This window comes from Hoylesella enoeca JCM 12259 (genome assembly GCF_000613405.1).
Classification (GTDB): Bacteria; Bacteroidota; Bacteroidia; order Bacteroidales; family Bacteroidaceae; genus Prevotella; species Prevotella enoeca.
On record NZ_BAIX01000001.1, the window covers coordinates 157,429 to 178,745 of the forward strand.

14 protein-coding genes are annotated in these 21,317 nt (G+C 46.5%); 6 read left to right on the forward strand and 8 right to left on the reverse strand.

Annotated features, from left to right (window positions below):
* Positions 1-87: 87 nt before the first annotated feature.
* The 3 genes from JCM12259_RS00660 to JCM12259_RS00670 form a co-directional block, all read right to left on the reverse strand.
* Entirely contained in the window at positions 88-2,817 is a 2,730-nt protein-coding gene (locus JCM12259_RS00660) for a carboxypeptidase-like regulatory domain-containing protein (RefSeq protein WP_025065022.1), read from the reverse strand.
* 430 nt (positions 2,818-3,247) lie between these two features.
* Positions 3,248-4,768, reverse strand: a complete 1,521-nt coding sequence (locus JCM12259_RS00665) for an outer membrane beta-barrel protein (protein ID WP_025065023.1) — start codon at positions 4,766-4,768, stop codon at positions 3,248-3,250.
* A 175-nt stretch (positions 4,769-4,943) separates the two neighbouring features.
* Positions 4,944-7,004, reverse strand: coding sequence for an HD family phosphohydrolase (locus tag JCM12259_RS00670; protein WP_025065024.1), 2,061 nt, complete (start codon positions 7,002-7,004; stop codon positions 4,944-4,946).
* 111 nt (positions 7,005-7,115) lie between these two features.
* Here JCM12259_RS00670 and gltX point away from each other — a divergent pair, with 111 nt between their 5' ends.
* Positions 7,116-8,633, forward strand: a complete 1,518-nt coding sequence (gene gltX / locus JCM12259_RS00675; RefSeq protein ID WP_025065025.1) for a glutamate--tRNA ligase — start codon at positions 7,116-7,118, stop codon at positions 8,631-8,633.
* A gap of 25 nt (positions 8,634-8,658) precedes the next feature.
* Complete coding sequence (locus JCM12259_RS00680) at positions 8,659-9,885, forward strand: 3-deoxy-D-manno-octulosonic acid transferase (protein ID WP_025065026.1); 1,227 nt, start codon at positions 8,659-8,661, stop codon at positions 9,883-9,885.
* 136 nt (positions 9,886-10,021) lie between these two features.
* On the opposite strand, the gene JCM12259_RS00685 is transcribed toward JCM12259_RS00680, so the two are convergent.
* A complete protein-coding gene (locus JCM12259_RS00685; RefSeq protein ID WP_025065027.1) occupies positions 10,022-12,694 on the reverse strand; it encodes a substrate-binding domain-containing protein in 2,673 nt (890 codons plus the stop codon).
* Between the two features lie 905 nt (positions 12,695-13,599).
* On the opposite strand from JCM12259_RS00685, the gene JCM12259_RS00695 reads away from it, so the two are divergent.
* Positions 13,600-14,556, forward strand: a complete 957-nt coding sequence (locus JCM12259_RS00695) for a hypothetical protein (RefSeq protein WP_025065029.1) — start codon at positions 13,600-13,602, stop codon at positions 14,554-14,556.
* A gap of 399 nt (positions 14,557-14,955) precedes the next feature.
* Here JCM12259_RS00695 and JCM12259_RS00705 read toward each other — a convergent pair whose 3' ends face one another.
* The 4 genes from JCM12259_RS00705 to JCM12259_RS15665 all read right to left on the reverse strand — a co-directional run bounded on the left by JCM12259_RS00705 (position 14,956) and on the right by JCM12259_RS15665 (position 18,588).
* Complete coding sequence (locus JCM12259_RS00705; protein WP_025065031.1) at positions 14,956-15,531, reverse strand: outer membrane beta-barrel protein; 576 nt, start codon at positions 15,529-15,531, stop codon at positions 14,956-14,958.
* Positions 15,532-15,625: 94 nt separating this feature from the next.
* Entirely contained in the window at positions 15,626-17,671 is a 2,046-nt protein-coding gene (gene metG / locus JCM12259_RS00710) for a methionine--tRNA ligase (RefSeq protein ID WP_025065032.1), read from the reverse strand.
* A 324-nt stretch (positions 17,672-17,995) separates the two neighbouring features.
* Positions 17,996-18,316 carry a hypothetical protein gene (locus JCM12259_RS16365; protein ID WP_025065033.1) on the reverse strand — a complete coding sequence of 107 codons (321 nt, stop codon included), beginning with the start codon at positions 18,314-18,316 and terminating at the stop codon, positions 17,996-17,998.
* Complete coding sequence (locus JCM12259_RS15665) at positions 18,217-18,588, reverse strand: hypothetical protein (protein ID WP_148299526.1); 372 nt, start codon at positions 18,586-18,588, stop codon at positions 18,217-18,219. Before JCM12259_RS15665 ends, JCM12259_RS16365 begins: the two co-directional genes overlap by 100 nt.
* A gap of 202 nt (positions 18,589-18,790) precedes the next feature.
* Between JCM12259_RS15665 and JCM12259_RS00720 the strand changes: the two genes are divergently transcribed.
* The 3 genes from JCM12259_RS00720 (at position 18,791) to JCM12259_RS00730 (ending at position 20,734) form a co-directional block, all read left to right on the forward strand.
* Entirely contained in the window at positions 18,791-19,273 is a 483-nt protein-coding gene (locus JCM12259_RS00720; protein WP_060544478.1) for a hypothetical protein, read from the forward strand.
* Between the two features lie 227 nt (positions 19,274-19,500).
* On the forward strand, positions 19,501-20,025 hold the full coding sequence (locus JCM12259_RS00725; RefSeq protein WP_156409637.1) for a hypothetical protein: 525 nt from the start codon (positions 19,501-19,503) through the stop codon (positions 20,023-20,025).
* 367 nt (positions 20,026-20,392) lie between these two features.
* A complete protein-coding gene (locus tag JCM12259_RS00730; RefSeq protein WP_025065036.1) occupies positions 20,393-20,734 on the forward strand; it encodes a hypothetical protein in 342 nt (113 codons plus the stop codon).
* The last annotated feature ends 583 nt before the right edge of the window (positions 20,735-21,317 follow it).

Sequence of the window (21,317 nt, forward strand, 5' to 3'; positions counted from 1 at the left end):
ACGGTTTCTTCTTTTGGCGTTCTGACATGATCGTTTTGCAATTTTTATTTGTTCAGATCCTAGATCTCCTCATTTAGGGGACTAAGGCTATATCTTTACGTTCATCTCCAACCCGAAGTAAGGATTCACATGACGGCGAATCATCGTGCCGTTATCACGATAATCGGGCGTGTAATCCCATATTTTGTTGCAGAACATGGCAATATTCAGGCGGTCGTTGAGCAACTTCTTCGTCACTTTCAAGTTGAGATTCATACAGAAAGGGAGCGTTCTCTTGCGGTAGTCGGCATCTGTATAAGTTCTCACCAGCCATCGAAGATAGGTGTCTTGGGCGTCGGTGGGCTGCCAATCATGCACGCTTCCGTCGGCGCTCATATATTGATCGGGCGCGTTACTCAATCTTTGGCGTTGCGAAGACGTGAACCATAAGCATTGCGCCGACACCGAAAAGCCTAACCGGAGTTTAGGTATATCTGTGTCGAAAGTGAAGTTTGTGTTGGCCATTTGATTTTTCACGCCGTCGACGTCTTTGTAAATGCCGACATAGGGAATTTGCTTTCCGCCCACAACTGCACTCGGACGCTGCATCGAAGTGATGGAATTGCGATAGAGTGTAACAAACCATGCGCCTGTGATTGTCAGTCGGGTGTGAAACCGCTTGATGCGTTCGGAAGCGAAAGTGTATTCGATTCCGCGTTTCAATGTGCGACTGCCGTTGGTGCATTCACTGTGACCGAAAAGCTCTGTCACCGTTGTATATGGCAGATCAGACACTGATGGAGGCGCCGTTAGTGTGGAAGCGTTTATGCCCGAAGCATCATATTGCTTGTAAGTAAAAGGTGAATAAATCGTGGAAGACCTGAACCCGGAACGCATGTCTTCGCGAAACAGTGTGACGGAAAGTCGATTTCCGCCGACGTTTACGTCTGCACTGACCTCCCATTTCAGATTGCGCGCCGGACAAAGAGTTTCGTTGGTGGGATCGATTCTGTAAGTCTGCTGATTGATCAAACGGTAAGCGGGGTTGTTGTGATAATAATTCAGCTGTGTGATATCAAGATAAGCAAGGCCCGGATAGAGCTGATCCATCGTGGGAGTCTTGGTGTGTCGGCCCACGCCCACAGCTATCCGGACAGATGAAGAACGGTTGGCGAGGGTGAAACGGGGGAATGTCCAACCGGTATTTACACGTGGATCAAGATACACTTTACCGTGCATCATATAGGTGGTGGGTAAATTCAGCATTTCGCTTGCACGTAAACCGCCCACCAACTCGAATCGATTTTGTCCCACAGAGACCGCGATTCGTTCTTCGGCATAGGCCGAAACGGTGTGTAGCGCACGAATACTTGAAAGTCGACGAGCCCTTGCCGATGTGCCGGGATACAGCGGGCGGAGTGGGTCGAATACCTGACCGTACCCGTAATTCTTATCCATATTCCAATCGATTCCGATCAAAAGCGTATTGGAAACACGGTGTGTCGGAAGTTGAAAATGCGCATTCAGCTTAGCGAAAAGATTAAAAGGTTTGCCGTCTACATCCTGTGTGGCGGTGTAAGTGAAGGGTAACAGCACTGCGTTAGACTCTCCTTCGGCGAGCGTTGTGGCCGCAGGTGTCTCGCGTTGGAGCTGCACCAAACGGGTGCGTGACAACAAATCATGCTGGTAAGAACTCGAAACCGATGCGAGAAAAGACTTGAACCATGTTGCTCTTTTTGTTTTCACTTCCACCGAAGTGAGTGCAGCGATGCGATTATAAGTGGATTTATAGCGGTCGACATTACCGTAATTGAGGTCTGGATCGACCTTCGCACGATCGAAAGAACCACCGTAATCGAGATTGGTTGATAGTTGGATGTCTTGCTTTTCACCCGTCCACAGCTTGCCAAAACGGGCTGAGAGCGTTATGCGCTGATAGTTTTCGAGAGTGTTTCGAGGGTCACTGCGAGCGTCGAGATAGTCTGCACTGAGGTTAAGCGTGCGTTTCCCGTTCCACTCGAAACCCTTGGCCAGGTGGAACAGTTTGCTTCCCATGTCGGCTTTCAGGCGTGCATTGAGATCGTGTCCGCCTCTTTTGCGCTCGATACGAACCACTCCACTGGTGAGATCTCCATATTCCACAGAGGGTATGCCGCGCACGATCTCCACGCGTTCGATATCATCTGTGGGGATGGTTCGCATATCTGCACCTTGGTTGGTGAAGTCTCTCGTGGTGGCTTTCAGCTCCCACGAACTTGCGAGAAACTGCATGTTGGCATTGTTACTGATAGGAGCGCCGTCAAGAATAAAACTTGTTCCGAGCGATGATGTGGCATAATTGCTGTTTGAAGAGGGTAGGGCCTCGCGTAGGTGGATGGTGTTTGGCGCAGTGAGCGACGGATCATGAGCACGTCCACCGGGCAAAAGCTCGAGTAGATCGGCAAATGATGAGGGTTGGAGATGCTCCATGGCGTGACGCCGAATGACAGAGGCGCCGGCCAAACCGCGCGATTCTTGTGCCGTGACAATCACTTCGCCGAGACGTTTCACATCGGGAACGAGCGTATAAACAGCTCCTTCGGCAGCCCTTACCGATAGCCGTTGATATCCAATATAGGTGATGATGAGTGTCTTTCCTGCTGCTGTATCGATGACGAAACGCCCCGAAACATCGGTCACAGCACCGCCTTTTTTCTGTCCTTCGACAGTGATGGTGGCGCCGACAATCGGTTCGTGACTCTCCCGATCAAGCACCGTCGCATGGAGTTTTGATTGTGCCCAGCCGGCGAGTGTCCATAAACAGCATATACATAAAAGCCCGATTCTCACCTTCGTCATGGAGTAACTCTCTTAATAAGTGTGCAAAATTAAGAGGAATCGGATAGTTAGGCAATACCTAAAAATAAGTATTCAAGAGGAAATTAGACATTGATATACCAATAGTTAAGTATGTATTCGTTTCAAGTATAGGAATAAAAGAACATCAAAAATGCCCTACTCTCATCTTGACTTCTCTCCATTCTGGAACAGACTAAGAAAAAGGCATCTTCTCATTAACCGTTAGTTGCACGTTGATTAACGGTTAGTTGTAATGCGATTAAGCGTTAATCAGGAGGTGATTCACGCTTCCTGAAAAAAGAGGGATGAATTAATGAGTGAACAAGTGAACCAGTAAACAAGTAAAAGGGAGGCCTTGGTTCACTCATTTACTTGTCCACTGGTCTATTTGTTTACAGAGAGTTCGGGATCACTCCGAACTTCCGCTCAATTAGAAATCGATGTCGATGCCCACGCCGAGAACCTTGTTGGTGCGGGTGAAATCGTCAGTGTTGACGGCGGTCAATGTCGAGTAAGTTTGCTGATATTCCTTTTTATGATGCTCATAATTGGTCCAGAAGTAAGCCACATTGACCGAAGCATTCTTCATGATGCGGAATTTAGCTCCGAAACCGACGGAATAACTGCTTGTGACGAAACTCAGATCGCTGAGGTAAGAACCGTCGCCCAGTCCGTACTTGGTGCGCTGTATACCCGCACTGACGAGTATTCGATCCGTGATATCCCATTCGGCACCAGCCAAAAGCTCCTGTGTGTTGTGCTTCAAGAGCTTTTGTTTGTCATTTGCCATGCGTGCACCTTTGTCGAAGAAATAGTGATAGCCGGCCATCACACGCACCGATGGCAGAATGGAATACTGTGCGCCGAGCGTCCAAAGACCCGGCAGATCATTGGGCGTGTTCACTCCTTGCGGGAAGAGTCCGGTGTCATCGCGTTTCGTGTCGTTCTCAATGTTGAGATGCGTGTTGAATTCCAAACGAGTGGCTACGTTCCAACTCCCTTGTTTGAAGTCGATACCGATAATGGGCGTCACGCCCCATCCCGTCTGCGTACAGTCCAAATAACGATCTTTTACTTGGCCTGCGGCCTCGCGCATCTTGGTGGCTCCCGCAGAGTATTGCGCTGCGGCTGCGGCCAATTTGGCCTTCACGGTGGGGTCTGTAGCAGCTGCTGCCTGTGCATTGAATGCTGCCGCTTTGTTTGAAAGATCCGTAGCCTGCGCCTCGAAATAAGGATTCAGTTGCACGTCTTTACCGTTGATATTGGCCGAAATATTAGTGATGCTTCCCTTATACTTATTATATACGTAATTAAAACGCATGCCGGCATAGGCCGAAAGATGGTCGGTGAGCTTGTAAGTAGCACCTAATTGTAGGCCAAAAACATACTGTTGACCTTTGATATAACTGTTAACCGCATAGCCGGGTGTCTTGGATGTCAATCCTTGCGAGGCAAGTTGGGCTGGAATCAACGCTATTTGGCGCTCGAACGAACCTAATCCGTCGTTGTAAGTACACTTTCCACCGCCCCCGTTTAGGGCAAAACCGAGTTGAAATCCCCATCGATCATAATTCAGCGCAGCCTGAAACGAAGGCAGAACAGGCACCGAAGCCTTGCCGACAAACGATTTACGCCCCTGTTCATCACCGCCGTTGAGTTTGAAAGGTTGCTCAAACGGCGTACCTTTCAGCATTGGAACTGTGATACCACTCAGCACGGTGCGAGTTTGATACACGTTTTGCACGTTGAAAGAGAAGTGAAATCCTTTGTTGAGAAAGGCCACGCCGGCCGGATTACTATATACACCGTCGATGCCGATGGCACCGTCTCGGGCTGGATTTCGTAAAAAAGCAATGTTGTGGTTGGTGTTGGTGAGTAGTCCGCCAGCGCGAACCGAAGCCCCGGATATCGTTACCAACAAAGCGATAAGGGCTGATTTGAATTGATACATACTAAAAAACGTTTCACAATTTGGTCGCAAAGTTAGTATGATTGTTCCTTATTTCTGTAAATCAAAATAATTTATTACAATTTGTTAACGTGTAAAAAGAATGATGCTACACAATTCCTGCGGTTTGTGTAACCATCATTCGATCTTTGACAAACGAAAGATCGTTTATCCGAAATCATTCATCTTTCTTCTTTAATTCAGGATATTGAATGCGCGTGTGATAGATAGATTTGAGTCGTTCGATAGCCACCTGTTTGGCAATGGCAATGTCTCGGAATGTGATGGGACACTCCTTAAAGAATCCTTCGGCCACTTGACCGTCTATCAGTTTGTTAACCAGATTGCTAATACTGTCTTCCGTGTATTCGGACAGCGATCGAGAGGCTGCCTCAACAGTGTCGCACATCATCAGAATAGCCTGTTCGCGGGTGAAAGGATTGGGTCCCGGATAAGAGAACAACGCCTTATCGACTTCTTCATCGGGGTGTTCGTTCTTGTATTTGATATAAAAATATTTAGCCATTCCGGTTCCGTGATGAGTCAAAATAAAGTCTTTGATGATCGTGGGAAGATTCTCTTGCTCGGCCATCTTTACTCCTTCTGTGACGTGACTCACGATAATACGAGCGCTTTCGCGGTAATCCATTCCGCGATGAGGGTCTACCCCCACTTGATTCTCTGTGAAAAAGACGGGATTTGCCATCTTACCGATGTCGTGATAGAGTGCCCCTGTGCGCACGAGCAGACTGTTGGCACCAATCCGATTGGCAATTTCGGCCGCGAGATTACCCACAGTGATGGAGTGTTGGAACGTGCCCGGAGCCACCTCACTGAGGTCTCTGAGGATGCCGCGGTTGGTATTTGACAACTCAAACAGCGTGACGCTGGACACGAATCCGAATGTTTTCTCAATGACAAACATCAACGGATAGGCCAGCAAAAGCAATACGCCGTTGACCATGAAATGCGTGTACATTGTGTTGTCGAGCTTCGACAGGTCGTTGCTTTGTATCAATTGAAGAGAGAAAAAGACCAAAGACGTGGCCAGCGTAACGAAGATCGCCGTCTTGAATACTTGTGCCCGACTCGATAATTCACGCAGTGAGAAAATGACGACAAGGCCTGCCGAGATTTCAATAATGATAAATTCGTATTGGTATTTCACTGCAGCGGCACAGATAAGTATCATTGTTACGTGAGAAATAAAGGCTGTGCGCGAGTCCATAAAGATGCCGATGAACATCGGAACAATGGCCAATGGGATGATGTAAACACTCAAAATGTTGTGTTCCATCATCAAAGAAACGATGACAGGAAATATTGTAATCAAGGCATAAAGCATTGAGATACTATGTGGCTTATCGAAATAATTCTTGCGAAAGAGCGACAAATAAAGTGTAAACAAGATCATTATCACCGACACGAAGATCGTTTGTCCGATAATTGTCATGGTGATTTCCTCCGAACTTGCACTCCTTCGCTTCATCTCTCGTTCAAAAGATGAAAGCACACGATAGGTGTAATCGCTCACAATATCGCCTCGGTCGATAATCTTCTGGCCGCTCATCACCATTCCGCTGGCTATCGGAATGCTGCTGAGAAGATCATTTCGCTCGGTTTCGCTACGCTCTTTGTCGTACACGAGATTAGGAGTAAGATAATCATTGAGATTGCAACGTTGCAGAATTTGTCGTTGAGGAGCCAGTTTTTCATCTAAAAACAAGCGTTCATAAGCTGCCATTGTAGAGAAAATACAATTGATTTGCACGCTCTGTGCTTTCTTCCCGTTGACGATTCGCACCATACTTGTCGAGTCTTTAAATATGGTGTTATAATCGGGAGTAGCCATAATACCAGCTTGGTAAAGCCTATGCAATCTGTCGGCGATGACAGACAAATAGTCTTTGGATAGTCCGGGAATACCTGCTTTGAAGTCTTTCAGAAAGTTTCCGATCTGTGTTTGCTCCACTGTCGGGTCGTAATTATAATAAGGTTGGAATACTGAGAGTATCGAATCTCGTTCTGCTTTGATCGCTTCATCGGTCTTATAAATAGGGAAGTCGAACTTTGCAATGAATGAATTATACATCCACGGCTTGCCCATATCATAGTGGAAGCGCAGCTCTTCCTTTCTTGGCAGAGACCAAACAATAATTGCCACTGTTCCAATAATCAGCCCGGTGCGCGCGAGAAGATTGTGCCCATAACGACTGTTATATGATTTGAATTTCCGCATCATACTGCTCTCTTCATTTGATTTACCTTGCGAAAATACTAAAAAAGCGGTCAATATTCGAATATTTATCGTAATTTTGCACGGAATTCAAGCATTGATTACATCTTGATTATGGCAGAAAGAAGAGTCAGAGTGCGGTTTGCACCGAGCCCGACAGGGGCATTACACATCGGCGGTGTACGCACTGCGTTATATAATTATTTGTTTGCCCGCCGACACGGAGGCGATTTCGTGTTCCGAATTGAAGATACAGACAGTCTTCGTTTTGTGCCGGGCGCAGAAGAATATATCATTGAATCGTTTCGCTGGTTGGGTTTAAAGTTTGATGAAGGAGTAACTTTCGGAGGCGAACACGGCCCTTATCGTCAGAGCGAACGACGTGAAATATATAAGGAATACGTTGAAAAACTGCTTGCAAACGATAAAGCTTACATTGCATTCGATACTCCGGAAGAGTTGGAATGCAAGCGAAATGAGATTCCGAATTTCCAATATGACGCCCGGACTCGTATGCAGATGCGCAACTCTTTGACACTTTCCAAGGAAGAAACAGACCAACTTATCGAAGACGGTGAGCAGTATGTAGTGCGTTTCAAGATTGATCCGGGCGAAGAAGTGCACGTCAACGACATGATCAGAGGCGATGTCATGATCAAAAGCGACATATTAGATGACAAGGTGTTGTATAAGAGTGCTGATGAACTTCCTACTTACCACTTGGCCAATATCGTTGATGACCACTTGATGGAAATCACTCATGTCATCCGTGGTGAGGAATGGTTGCCCTCCGCTCCGCTGCATGTGCTGCTCTATCGGGCGTTCGGTTGGGAAGCGACGATGCCTCAATTCGCCCATCTCCCGCTGCTTTTGAAACCCGAAGGAAAGGGAAAACTCTCTAAGCGTGACGGTGATCGGCTGGGATTCCCGGTGTTCCCGCTTGAATGGAAAGATCCTAAAACGGGTGAGATCAGTACCGGTTTTCGTGAGAGTGGTTACTTTCCCGAGGCTGTAATCAACTTTCTTGCCCTCTTGGGTTGGAATCCCGGAACTGATCAAGAATTGTTTTCGCTCGACGAATTGGTGGCTGCTTTCGACATCACGCGCTGTTCCAAAGCCGGTGCTAAGTTTGATTTCCAAAAGGGAATCTGGTTTAATCATGAGTACATTCTGCGTAAGAGCGATGACGAAATAGCCCGACTCTTTGCCCCAATTGTGGCTAACAATGGTGTGGATGAGACTTTGGAGCGCGTCACTCAGGTGGTTTCGATGATGAAAGATCGCGTAAACTTCGTGAAAGAACTATGGCCTCTCTGTTCGTTTTTCTTTATTCCGCCCACCGAATACGATGAAAAGACGGTGAAAAAGCGCTGGAAACCTGACTCAGCCAAGGTGATGTCAGAACTTGCCGAAGTACTTGAAAGTGTTCAAGACTTCACTGTCGAGGGACAGGAACACGTGGTCTTGGCATGGGTCGAACAGCAAGGTTATAAATTAGGAGATGTAATGAACGCATTCCGTTTGGCTCTTGTCGGTATCGGAAAAGGGCCTGGAATGTTCGATATCTCTGCTTTTCTTGGCAAAGAAGAGACCTTAAAGCGTCTCCATAAGGCCATAGATACTCTGAAATAAACGATCTAACTCCATCTTTTCGGTAGTGTATAATCTGTTTATTTATATCTATTTATTGGGCGTTGCGATAGCAAGTCTGTTTAATCCAAAGGTCAAACGGATGTGGCGCGGCGAACGCCGGGCTTTCGATATACTGCGTTCGAAAGTCGATCCACAGGCCCATTATATTTGGTTTCACGCTGCATCACTGGGCGAGTTTGAGCAAGGACGCCCGCTGATAGAACTTATTCGTCGCCGATTTCCGGCTTATCGCATTCTGCTCACATTCTTTTCGCCGTCAGGTTATGAAGTCCGAAAAGACTATGAGGGTGCAGACATCATTTGTTATTTACCTCTCGACACGATCTGTAATGCCCGCAGGTTTCTCCGTTTGGTGCGACCCGAGATGGCGTTTTTCATCAAATACGAGTTTTGGTATAATTACCTCCACATCCTGAAACATCGAGGCATACCCACATATAGCGTGAGCAGCATTTTTCGTGAGGGTCAAGTGTTTTTCAAATGGTATGGTCGCGGTTATGGAAAGGTGCTCAACTGCTTCACGCGTTTCTTTGTTCAGAACGACCAAAGCCGTCTGTTGCTTTCCCGAATCGGCATCACCAACGTAGACGTTGTGGGCGACACGCGATTTGATCGGGTGTTGCAAATCAAGCACGAAGCCCATCATCTACCCCTTGTTGAGACTTTCAAGCAAGATCGACAAGTGTTTATTGCTGGTAGTAGTTGGGCTCCCGACGAGGATATTTTCATCCGATTCTTCGACAAACATCGTGATTGGAAGTTGATCATAGCGCCTCACGTCATTGGTGAAGACCATTTGCAGCAAATTCTTTCCAAGTTGAATCGAAAAGCAGTGAGATACACTCGCGCCACACTTGATGAAGTAAGGGATGCTGACTGTCTGTTGATCGACTGTTTCGGATTGCTTTCCAGCATTTATCAATATGGTGAAGTGGCCTACGTCGGCGGTGGTTTCGGTGTGGGAATCCACAATGTTCTCGAAGCAGCCGTATGGAAAATGCCTGTCATTTTCGGCCCAAACAACAAGCGATTCCACGAAGCTCAAGGATTGCTTGCAGCTCGGGGAGGTTTTGAAATCACCGATTACACCTCGTTTGAAACGATCATGCAGCGTTTCATCGACGATCAATCCTCCTTACACGAAGCCGGAATCCGGGCCGAAACATTCGTCAACGATCTCGCCGGAGCCACCGAAAAGATTTTCCACCACATCTTTGTTTCTCAATCATGATGCATCATTCATAGGGCATCATTGAATTAACGCCAAAACATTGTTTTATCGGTTGTTGTGCGATTAACGGTTAATTGCACAACAACTCACCGTTAGTTGCACGCCAATTAACGGTGAGTTGGCAATGAATGTGTATTTATTTGATTTTCGGAGAGCTATTCGTTCGTTTGTCTAAACCGCCCGGTTGTCGACCAAAATAATCTTTATAGCATTTGGAAAAATATGAAGGGGAGGAGAAACCGACGTCGTAAGCAATCTCGGCAATGGTCTTCGACGTGGTGCGGAGCAGTTGTTCGGCCTGTTTCAAACGGGTGATCCGAATGAGTTCTACGGGTGATGAACCTGTCAGCGCCTTTACTTTGCGATATAGTTGGACGCGACTCAAGCCCATTGCTGCACTTGCTGTTTCTACGCTGAACTCAGAATCGGATAGCCGTTTGAGGACAATCTGCCTAAAATTGGCGATAAATTGCGTGTCGGCATCAAGCGGTTTATCGCTTATCTCAGTCGTATTGCTCACGTGATATTTCAATTGTCGCCTACTCTCCAACAGGTTTCTGATACGCGCTTTCAGCACTTCGCTGCTGAAAGGCTTGGTCAAATAGGCGTCGGCTCCTTCATTATAGCCTTCCACGCGTTGTTCTTCCAGGGTGCGGGCCGTGATCAGAATGATGGGGATATGGCTCGTGAGAATATCTGTCTTGATGCGTTTGCAAAGGGCAAGACCGTCTAATCCGGGCATCATCACATCGCAAATGATGATGTCGGGAATGTCTCTCATCGCCTTTTGAAGTCCCATTTGTCCGTCGGCAGCCTGTGAAACGTCGTAGTCATTACTCAGAAGTGCCATGAGATAAGCTCTTATGTCTTCATTGTCATCGATGATCAGCAGGGCCGGTTTTTCCTTGGTGCCAATGTCGGTGAGTTTTTCGGTCATCACGTTTGACGATATGTCGCGGGCCGATGTGTCATCAAATGGACCGTCGGGTAGGGTGTGAACGTCGGTTGCAGAAGCAATATTGACGCCTTGGACAATCTTCGGCAATGTGATGATGAAGGTTGTTCCGGAGCCTAATTCACTCTCAACAGTCACGCGTCCGCCCTGTAATTCGACAAAGGAATGCACGATGGCAAGACCTATTCCTGTGCTGCTCGGACGTGGATTGCACGTTTGATAAAATCTGTCGAAGATATGCGGAAGTTCGTTTTTACTGATTCCTGCACCATTGTCGGCTACACGAATGCAGACGGTTTCATCGTTTTCGTTGGCCGCAAAAATGATGCGCCCACCTTCATCCGTGTATTTCAGCGCATTGGACAACAGATTGTAGCAGATTCGTTCCATCTTATACAGATCGGCTCTGATGCTGATTGAGTCGGCTACTTGCAGTTCGAGTGTGATGTGTTTTCGGTTGGCGGGAGTAGAAAAAGCATTTAACCATTGTTGCATATACGTCGAAAGATCGAAGTCACTCAATGTGAGTGCCATCTTGCCAGATTGTATTTTGCGGAAGTCTAATATCTCGTCGACCAATCGGGAGAGTACACCCGTGTTACGCCGCACGATTTGCAACATGTTGCGTTGTTGTCGGGTGAGATTCGAGTCGGCAATGATGTGATCCACGGGATCGGCAATCAATGTGAGCGGCGTGCGCAATTCGTGGCTCACATTGGTAAAGAATTGGAGTTTGGCATTGGTGGCTTCTTCTTTCAATTGCTGTTTTATCACGATTGTTCGATAAATGTAAACAATGAGTCCGATAAGCAGCAGTGTGATGATTCCGAATAAAAGAAGATAGATTTTCTGGTGATTGTAACGAGCGAGATAGCTGTCCACCAACCCGTGTAATGAATAAAGCCGACTGCGCTGTTTATTCATCTCCTCGCTTTGAATAAGCATGACGTTGGCGTTGTCGCGTGTGACGAGGGCACTCCGCAGATAGTTGTCACGGTGGTAAGGTCGTTTTTCGAGGATATTCAGAGCCAACTGCATCACTAAGTCGCCGCGTGTGGGATAGATATACGAAGCTAAGAGTCGGCCATCCCGTACGTTTTCGAGTCCGCCTCCGGGCACAGGCAACGCGTCGATACCTACAAACCGAATGCCTCGAATCCCTCTCCGCTCGGCCGCTTGCAATGCTCCGATAGCCATACGGTCGTTTTGTCCGAAGACGAAATCAATGTGCTGATGTTCTGTCAATATGCTGTCCATCGCGCGTTCGGCCCTGTCTTTCAACCATCCTGCATACCGTTTGTCGATCAGTTTGATGCCAGGATACCGACTGATGGTCTGTACAAAGCCCTTATGTCGATCAATGGCGGGCGATGAATTTTGCAGACCGAGGATCTCGACCACCGTTCCCCGTCCGTGTAATTGCCGTGCAATGAAGTCGCCCATCACCCGACCGGCTTCCAAGTTGTCTGCTCCGATAAACGCAGTGTATTGATTCGAGGCTGTCTTTCGGTCGAAGAGGATCACGGGAATACCCTTTTCGTATGCCCGTTTGATGTCGGCGGCGGCTGTGTGCATCTGATTCGGTGAGACAATCAGCAAATCAACGCCTTCGTTTACAAACTGTTGGATCTGTACCGACTGCAACTTGTCGTCATCGTTGGCCGAAGCAAACTTCAGCGTAACGTTCTCATGCTGGTAAGTTCCCATCACCAACTCGTCGTTGAGCTTGTCTCTCCAAATGTCCTCGCTACATTGCGACACGCCGATCACATATCGTTTCGGAGTCTGCCTACACGCTGTGAGTACGAGTAAGAATACCAAACAGAGTGGAAATATACGGTGCGTGTGCGACATAGGGCTTGTTTCTGCTTTAAATCACATCGGTTTGTCTGTCTACTTTACTTAATTTGCCAATCGGTCTAGGTAAGAGTAACACCAATATTAGTGCTTGAATCGGAAATACAATCATTTTAATATCTCACCGCAAAGATATAATAAAAGGCTGAAAGTTGCTCTTTTGTTATTCGAAAAAGATGGAGTTGAGATAAAAAAGTGTGAATTCGACTCGGAGTTGCACCTACATACAAGGCCGTTCTACCCAAGTGTAGTCGATCAAAGTGCGTGTCGCAGTCTAATCTGAGCTTACAAATACAGCCGTTTCCTCGTCCTATGGCTTAATATAAAAAGTTATCTTTAATTGTTTTCCTTTCTTATCGTTAATTAATGAAGATTCTGGATAAATAGATGATTTATGAGTTATATATACTGAAAAGGGTTTGTAAAGGCCCTCTCGCAAAGTCTCTCGATGTTTTAATAATGGCATATATGCGTGCTTGTACGTGTGCCTAAATATTTTCTCTTCACGCTGCAAAGCGTACTTCATTTCTTTCTTATCTGGCAAGACTTTGACAGAATGGAGTGTGGAAAGATAAAGAAAAAGAGTTAAATACACGTTATTAAAACAAAATTATATGTAAATGACACTCGTCTTAACCCCCATTCTTTCAAGATTTTTTTCTATATTTGTCCACAGATTGCAATCAAAACAGAACAAAACTGTCAAAATTGAGAGAATATCTATGCCCTGCAACACAGAGTAACTAAAAAAACTATCAAGAAAACAAAAACGAAAATCTATTATTCAAAAGTATATTTTAGTGTTTGCTTAGCATCCTAGTAATTCACTAGTTCCTTATTCGGGGTGATCGAAGACAGCATTCCCGTAAGAGCTATGTATTTATTAATTAATATCAATCCACATGAAACGTTTTTTTAAAGGATTTATAGTCCTATTAGTTATATCGATTTCAATTAGTGTCGTTTCTGTTTTCCATTCATGCCAAACAGATGGAGAGAAGAGAGATGGTACTGTTTTATCAAAGGCTTCCGACCTCATTAAGTGTTATCAAGAGAATTATGCTAAGATCACAACAACTCCAATTGTATCCATACCAACTACAAGATCTAGTATAATTTCACATGGGGAAAAAGGAGATGATGTAACACTTTATATTAATTTCCCAGCAGATACGCAAGAGGAAGTTAAGGATTTGTATCATCATATACAAACGATTCAAGATATATGTGCTTTGCATAGGTTAACAGCAGCAGAGTTTGAGTGTTCTAATTCGTCAAATTCTAAGTATTCAATTCAAGTTTCAGAGACAAAAGTTAGACAGGAATTGTCACCAATGGTAAATGCAAGTAGACAATATCTTTATGGTAAAGGCATTTCAGAGAGTGATATACAAGAGCTGTTAGAGGAGAATAATGCAGATGAAACGGTATTGAGCGTTTTTGCACTTTTACTCAGTGAGCAAGAAATGAGAGAAAGAATCTCTTCTAATAAGATATCTACGGCTTCTTTTAATCCCTTAGGTTTCTTTGCTACTCCGGCATACTGCGCTCGCGATAAAGGCCGTCTCAGTTATGCCTTTGATTGCGCCATAGAAGCTTTAGGCGTTGATATCTTTTTTTGTTTGAGCTCATCTAGTGCAGTAGCCTGGTCAAAGGCTGCCATGAAAAAAACTTTTAAAACTGTTGCAAAGCGAGTTATGGGACCAATTGGAGTTGCACTTGCCTTAGGAGAGTTTCTTTGGTGCTTGCATAAGCAGCACGTATGCAATGATAATAAAACAGCTTACGTGGGAACTCCTGATATGATTGATTCTTTATATAATGATATCGCTATTCGAAAACCCAAATTCAAACGATAGCAACCGTATATATCCGATCTTTCCTAATGTAGGAACAATAAAAATCTCAAAGAGTAGAGTATTGGCAATCGATAACGGATAATAGATTACCAAGACGCTATTCTCACCAATAAAACAACGATAACAAATAAGTATTATGCAAGTAACTTTTTGGGACCTCACCGTTAATCTGTTCGGAACCTGCCTCTTTATTTACGTCGTTTATGCATTAATTATGCGGGGCATGGATTTGTTTCGAGCTATAAAAGACAAAGATCGGAGTGCCATAATAAAATATGCATGGGTCTTTGTATTGTCGTTAGCTATAGCTGCTTACATCTTTCTGCCGTTCAGCAAGGTAACAAGCTCGGTGCAGACAGTCATTCTGTTTTTTACAAACTGAATGTCGCCTGCACCCCGTCATTTCATATTGAATTTATAGCCGATCGTGATTTGAGTTACACTGTTGTGGTCATTGCTTTTATTGATTCTGCTCAGTCCCCAGTTGTAACGGGCATCGATGACCCAACCCTGCCATTCGTAAGAGATTCCCAAGGGCACTTCTACGAGAAATGTTTCCATCCCCCCTTCTTTCGCTGTGCCCGTATAGCCATTTAATGAACTCCTGACTGTGGCGTTGACATTGAAAGCGGGTTGTAATCCCACCTTCAATGCTAAATCTCGGGCAACATAAAAGTTGACCACCAGTGGAATATTGATGTAATCAAACTTGTGGGTAGCCTGATAACTGCCAGCCTTAACCTTGCAACCTTGTTGTGAATATAGCAGAGCCGCTGCCAGACTTAATTTCGCTTTCACTTGCCACTCTGCCTCGGCCCCAACGGCAAGCCCTATACGACTCGACCTCGAACTACCCGAAACGTTGGCCACATTAAGCCCCACCTTGGGCTGCCATGTAAGCGACCCCATTGGATGTTGTGCCGAAACCTCAAGCCCCGTACAGAGCAGCAGCAGCAAAAACATGAATCTTCTCATAAGAATTGATTTTTATGGTTTACTTCTTTTCTATGATTATGTTTCCAGTTCAATCTCAATTGTATATTTCTATTACTTGAGTCAATGATCACACTCACCCTACCTGGCTACCCGCCTTTACCTCGCGGTCTACCCGAATCACGGAGAGACTGTCGTCGAAATCGACAGCTGACAGGATCATACCCTGACTCTCGATGCCCATCAATTTGCGGGGAGCAAGGTTGGCTATGAAGCAAATGTCGGTGCCAACGAGGGCTTCCGGCTCATAAAACTTGGCGATGCCCGACACGATCGTGCGGTCGGTACCGCTACCATCGTCGATCGTGAATTTCAGTAACTTGTTGGCCTTCTTCACTCGTTCGCATTGTTTGATACGTCCCACACGGATGTCCAGTTTCTCAAAGTCAGAGAAGTCGATCGTCTTCTTGACCGGTTGCGCTTGATAAGCCGTGGCAGCATTGGCCCGTTTGGTGTCTTCCAGCTTCTGCAACTGATGCTTGATCACATCGTCTTCGATCTTCTCGAAGAGCAGTTCGGGTTCGGCCAACCGATGACCGGCTTGCAGGATGTCGGTATCGCCCAACTGATTCCAATCGAATCGGTCGATGTTGAGCATCCGGCGTAATTTCTCGCTGCTGAAAGGCAGAAACGGTTCAAAGGCAATAGCCAGATTAGCCGTGAGCTGCAAACTGATATATAGGATGGTCTTCACCCGCTCGGGATCGGTCTTCCACACCTTCCAAGGCTCGCACTCGGTGATATATCGGTTGCCGATACGCGCCAGATTCATCGCCTCTTTCTGGGCATCGCGGAATTTAAACGTATCAAGCAGCGACTCCACATCCTGCTTCACATTCTTAAACTCCTCGATGGTCTGCCGGTCTACATCGGTGAGTGCGCCGCAAGTCGGCACCACGCCATTGAAATATTTCTTGGTGAGCTGCAACGCGCGGTTGACAAAGTTGCCATAGACCGCCACCAGCTCGTTGTTGTTCCGCTCTTGGAAGTCTTTCCACGTAAAGTTGTTATCCTTGGTCTCCGGGGCATTGGCCGTGAGCACATAGCGCAGCACATCTTGCTTGCCCGGAAGATCCGTGAGATATTCATGGAGCCACACCGCCCAGTTGCGCGAAGTGCTGATCTTGTCGTTCTCTAAGTTCAGGAATTCGTTGGCGGGCACATTGTCCGGCAGAATATAGTCGCCGTGGGCCTTGAGCATGACAGGAAACACGATGCAATGAAACACGATGTTGTCCTTGCCGATAAAGTGCACAAGGCGCGTCTCGGGATCCTTCCACCACTTCTCCCAGCTGTCGGGAAGCAACTCCTTGGTGTTGGATATGTAGCCGATCGGGGCATCAAACCACACATAGAGCACCTTGCCCTCGGCTCCCTCCACAGGCACGGGAATACCCCAATTCAGATCGCGCGTCATCGCCCGGGGCTGCAAATCCATGTCGAGCCAACTCTTGCACTGTCCATAGACATTGGGGCGCCACTCCTTATGCCCGTCGAGGATCCACTGCTTCAGCCAACCCTGGTACTCGTTCAGCGGAAGATACCAGTTACGGGTCTCCTTCATCACCGGCTGCGAACCGCTGATGGTAGACTTCGGATTGATCAGCTCCGTGGGATCGAGTTCGGTGCCGCAGTTCTCGCATTGGTCTCCGTAAGCCCCCTCATGGTGACAGTGCGGACATTCGCCCACGATATAGCGGTCGGCTAAGAAAGTCTTCGCCTCCTCGTCATAATACTGCATCGATGTCTTCTCAATGAGTTTGCCCTCGTCGTAGAGTTTACGGAAAAAGTCTGAAGCCAGCTTGTGATGTGTCTCCGAAGTGGTACGACTATAAATGTCGAACGAAATACCAAACTCCTCAAAACTCTTCTTGATCATCGCATGGTAGCGATCGACGATATCCTGCGGCGTCACGCCTTCTTTCCGGGCCCGGATTGTGATGGGCACCCCATGTTCATCGCTTCCGCCGATAAAGATCACATCTTGCTTTTTCAGCCTCAGATAGCGCACGTATATGTCTGCCGGCACATAAACCCCGGCCAGATGACCGATGTGCACACCGCCGTTGGCATACGGCAATGCAGCCGTCACCGTGGTGCGCTTATAGTTTTTCTGTTCCATGATAGCTTAGCTGTTTATGAAATATGCTGCAAAGTTAATCATTTTTTCGTGTTTGCCGCGCCCCCTCCCCGTATTTCTTATGCTGCCGGCAGTGAGAAATCGTGTGGGTAAAATAACAGGCTCGGTGAGAGGTCGTATACCTGTGGGGGTCTTCTATACGAGTTGTGCCCCACCAGTCGTATACCTGTCAGCAAGAACCCGAAGACGAGTAAGCGAGGCCAATACCTTTGCTTACTCGTCTTCTTGTTAATACGCCTGCCGACTCACGTCAGCGCATCCACAGTCTTATCGTTCCTCCGTCAATTCGTCCACTTGTCAACTCTCTTAATTGCACTTCCGTCCCTTCAACTTCCTTGGGTTACCACCGAGTACGAGTCCGACGGCCAAGGACACATTATGGTAACCCTTGCGCGATAAGTGCGAGGAACAAGTGACACGCAGATGCCGGAACAACTCCACTCCCACGCGAGGAATAAAGACCATGCATTTACCGTCACTGTCATAAACCACCTGGTTGATCGCTTGGTACAGGCATGTGCCATAACCTATGCCAATAAAGGGATTGACCAGCCCACCCTGATTGAAATTATAGTCGCAGACCACAGCTGCCGTAGCCGTCCGGTTGTTCTGCCGATAAGGCCCCATTGTGACACCATCCTCTTGGCGGCGTGACGAGTATTCACGCTCTGCGACGTAATGTCGAGCAGCACGCCGACATCCACCGGACTGTCTTCCACATTGCAACGAAGTTCCAACCCCAAGGCAGTCCCCAACTTGCTCTTTCCACCGTGGTAGCCGAACAGTGGAGCACTTGTCCCCAAAAACACCTCGCCCTCAAGCGGTCGGACATCCACACCCTGCGCCTGCATCTGCCCGGGACATCCCCACAGAGCAGCGATCATGATTACTAATAACATGTGTTTCATATACAAATCAATTATAACTCGTCACAAATTTACGCCCATATCCCAGGATATGCAAGCCCTCGACCAATTATTTTGCTGATGCATAGGCAATTTAATGGTTTTTTACTTGTTTCTTTCCACAAAAAGAGCTATATTTGTCCCGTAATCTTGATGATAGATCAACCTAATCAACTCACTCCTAAAACAACACATCATGAAACAGACCTTAACTTCACTCTTAATCCTGCTCGCCATAGGGCTTGTAGCACTTGGATGCAGTTCAGACGGTTCTTCGGACCCGAGTCAACCCCACGCAGTGCGCTTCACGCAATCAGGCTGTAAAAAGGCTCCTGCACAGAGCCGGGGAGGCGGAATTTTTGATGCTGTTGAGGAAATTGTCTATAAAGCATTACCTCATGGCAAACTCTTGATAACGCACCAGAATGCAGCTTTCAGCTGTGAGCCTAAGATCGTGGTAAAAGCCGCTATACAAGATGATCGCATCCTCATCTATGAGACCGACACCGATCCTCGAACCAATTGCATTTGCCTATATGACTTAGGCATAGAGGTGGGACCGCTCACCTCGGGTCATCATTACACGTTGGTCATTTCTCCTGGCAACCCGGCCAAGGCCGAGATCCCCATCACCTACTCCCCGGCTCTGTCTGGCTCGTTTGTATGTAAGAATGAATAGTAAACCATGTGCTATGAAACGGATTAATATTTTACTGATACTATTACTTTTCGGTATCACCTTATTATCTGCACAATCAAAGTCTGCTATTTCTCAGTCTGATTATTTTGTTGGTGTACAGGCAATTTGATGATCTTTTATTTGGAAGTTTCCAATAAATAGCTTATATTTGCAAAACTATCTTAATGATAGATAAACCTAATTGTATCACTTCTAAAAAACACATTATGAAACAGACCTTAACTTCACTCTTAATTCTGCTCATTATGGGGCTTGGCGCAGTTGGATGCAGTTCGAATGACTCTCCCATCCATGAGGAGTCAGAATACACTCCGAATGATACTCTTGTCCCGGAGCAATCCAACGCGGTGCGCTACACCCAGTCAGGCTGTAAAGGGAACTCAAATGCAGCAACCAATGGATTCTGGGACAACCCACCGATCGAGCGCATCCTTTACCGAGCCATGTCGAATGGTCGCCTCTTGGTGACACACGAAAATACGAGTTACACCTGCGCATCCAAGGTAAAGGTTGATGCAGTAATCGGGGGAGACATCATCGTCATCACAGAGACCGATCAGGGACCTCTCGCCAACTGCATCTGTGCTTATGACTTGACAGTAGAAGTCGGCCCCCTGGCTACTCAGGATTACACCCTGATCGTGATCAAAGATAAATCGCAATGGGCCAAGATCCCCATCACCTATTCTCCCGCTCTGTCTGGCTCGTTTGTATGTAAGAATAAATGGTAAACAATGTGCTATGAAACGGATTAATATTTTACTGATACTATTACTTTTCGGTATCACCTTATAATCTGCACAATCAAAGTCTGCTGTCTCTCAAACAGAGGCCTGGCAGCGTGTGCAGAAAGAGTTTGCTATAAAGCCCAATGACTTTATAAATGTTTTTGTCTCAAAACACCCCTTAAAGGCAAAAACAACAATATCCACACTTTCATCTACGGTACAATCTCCCAATAGTGAGTGCTGGTTCTTCTTTATAGACGATATGCCTTTTGAAAACTGGGGACATAAGTGTCGCTATGTCTTTGTTGACATTCATACAAGGACTATAGCTGTTGTAAAGGGGTCTGTACCCCCAACTAATATTAGTGAATTGAAAGAATTGCGTGCACAAAAGCGAGAACTGATTACGACATTAACGAAACACGTCATTGCAGGAACCCGCTATTCATACGGCACTTATATGCAGGAAAGCTGTAGTCGCCCAGGCATACCGGAAAGCAGTTTAAAGGAACATGAAGCCTATTTCGTAGAACCCCTTTGCCGTGTCATCTTACAGTCGCACTGTTTTAAGGCTAAAGGTAAGATCACCTATGATGGCATCACGCCAATGTCTACAACTCTGACAGATGGATATATCACGTTTGTCTTGCCCGCACAGACCAGCGGTATGCCTTTCAATCTGTATTATCATGGAGAAGCTTGCAAGCCATAGGATAGTGATGGCCGCCTGCCGGATGGGCTCTATCCATCCGCGATAGGGTCTCGGTCGTTTTCTGATATAGCTTTTGTTCATTTGCTATATAGCCTCTGTTCATGGGCTATATAGCTCCTATCCATCCGTGATATAATCTCTATTTGTTTCCTAATACAGATGCTATCCGTCTGCTGTATAGATACCATTGGAGAGATCCCTATGTAATTGAATTATCATCGTGATGAAAAATTTGTTTCATCACGATGAGAATTTAGTTTCATCACGATGAGACGAATTTCTCATCACGATGATAATTTGATTAGATAGGGAGTAAAGCAGTTGTAGTGACGGAGTAGACGGGGTTTAGTTGACGAGTTGACAAGTAAACGAGTAGATGAGGATGGGGGTTAGTTAACGAGTGAACAAGTAAACGAGTAGACGAGGAGGGGGAGTAGTGGATTAGTTGACGAGTGGATAGGGCTTAGTTGACGAGTTGACAAGTTAACGAGTTGACAAGGAGGGAGCAACGAGCGGACAGGGAGGGAGCGATGCGTTGGTGGGGAGAGAGCAAGCGTGGATGGGGGGAGTGGGGGAGTTGTGG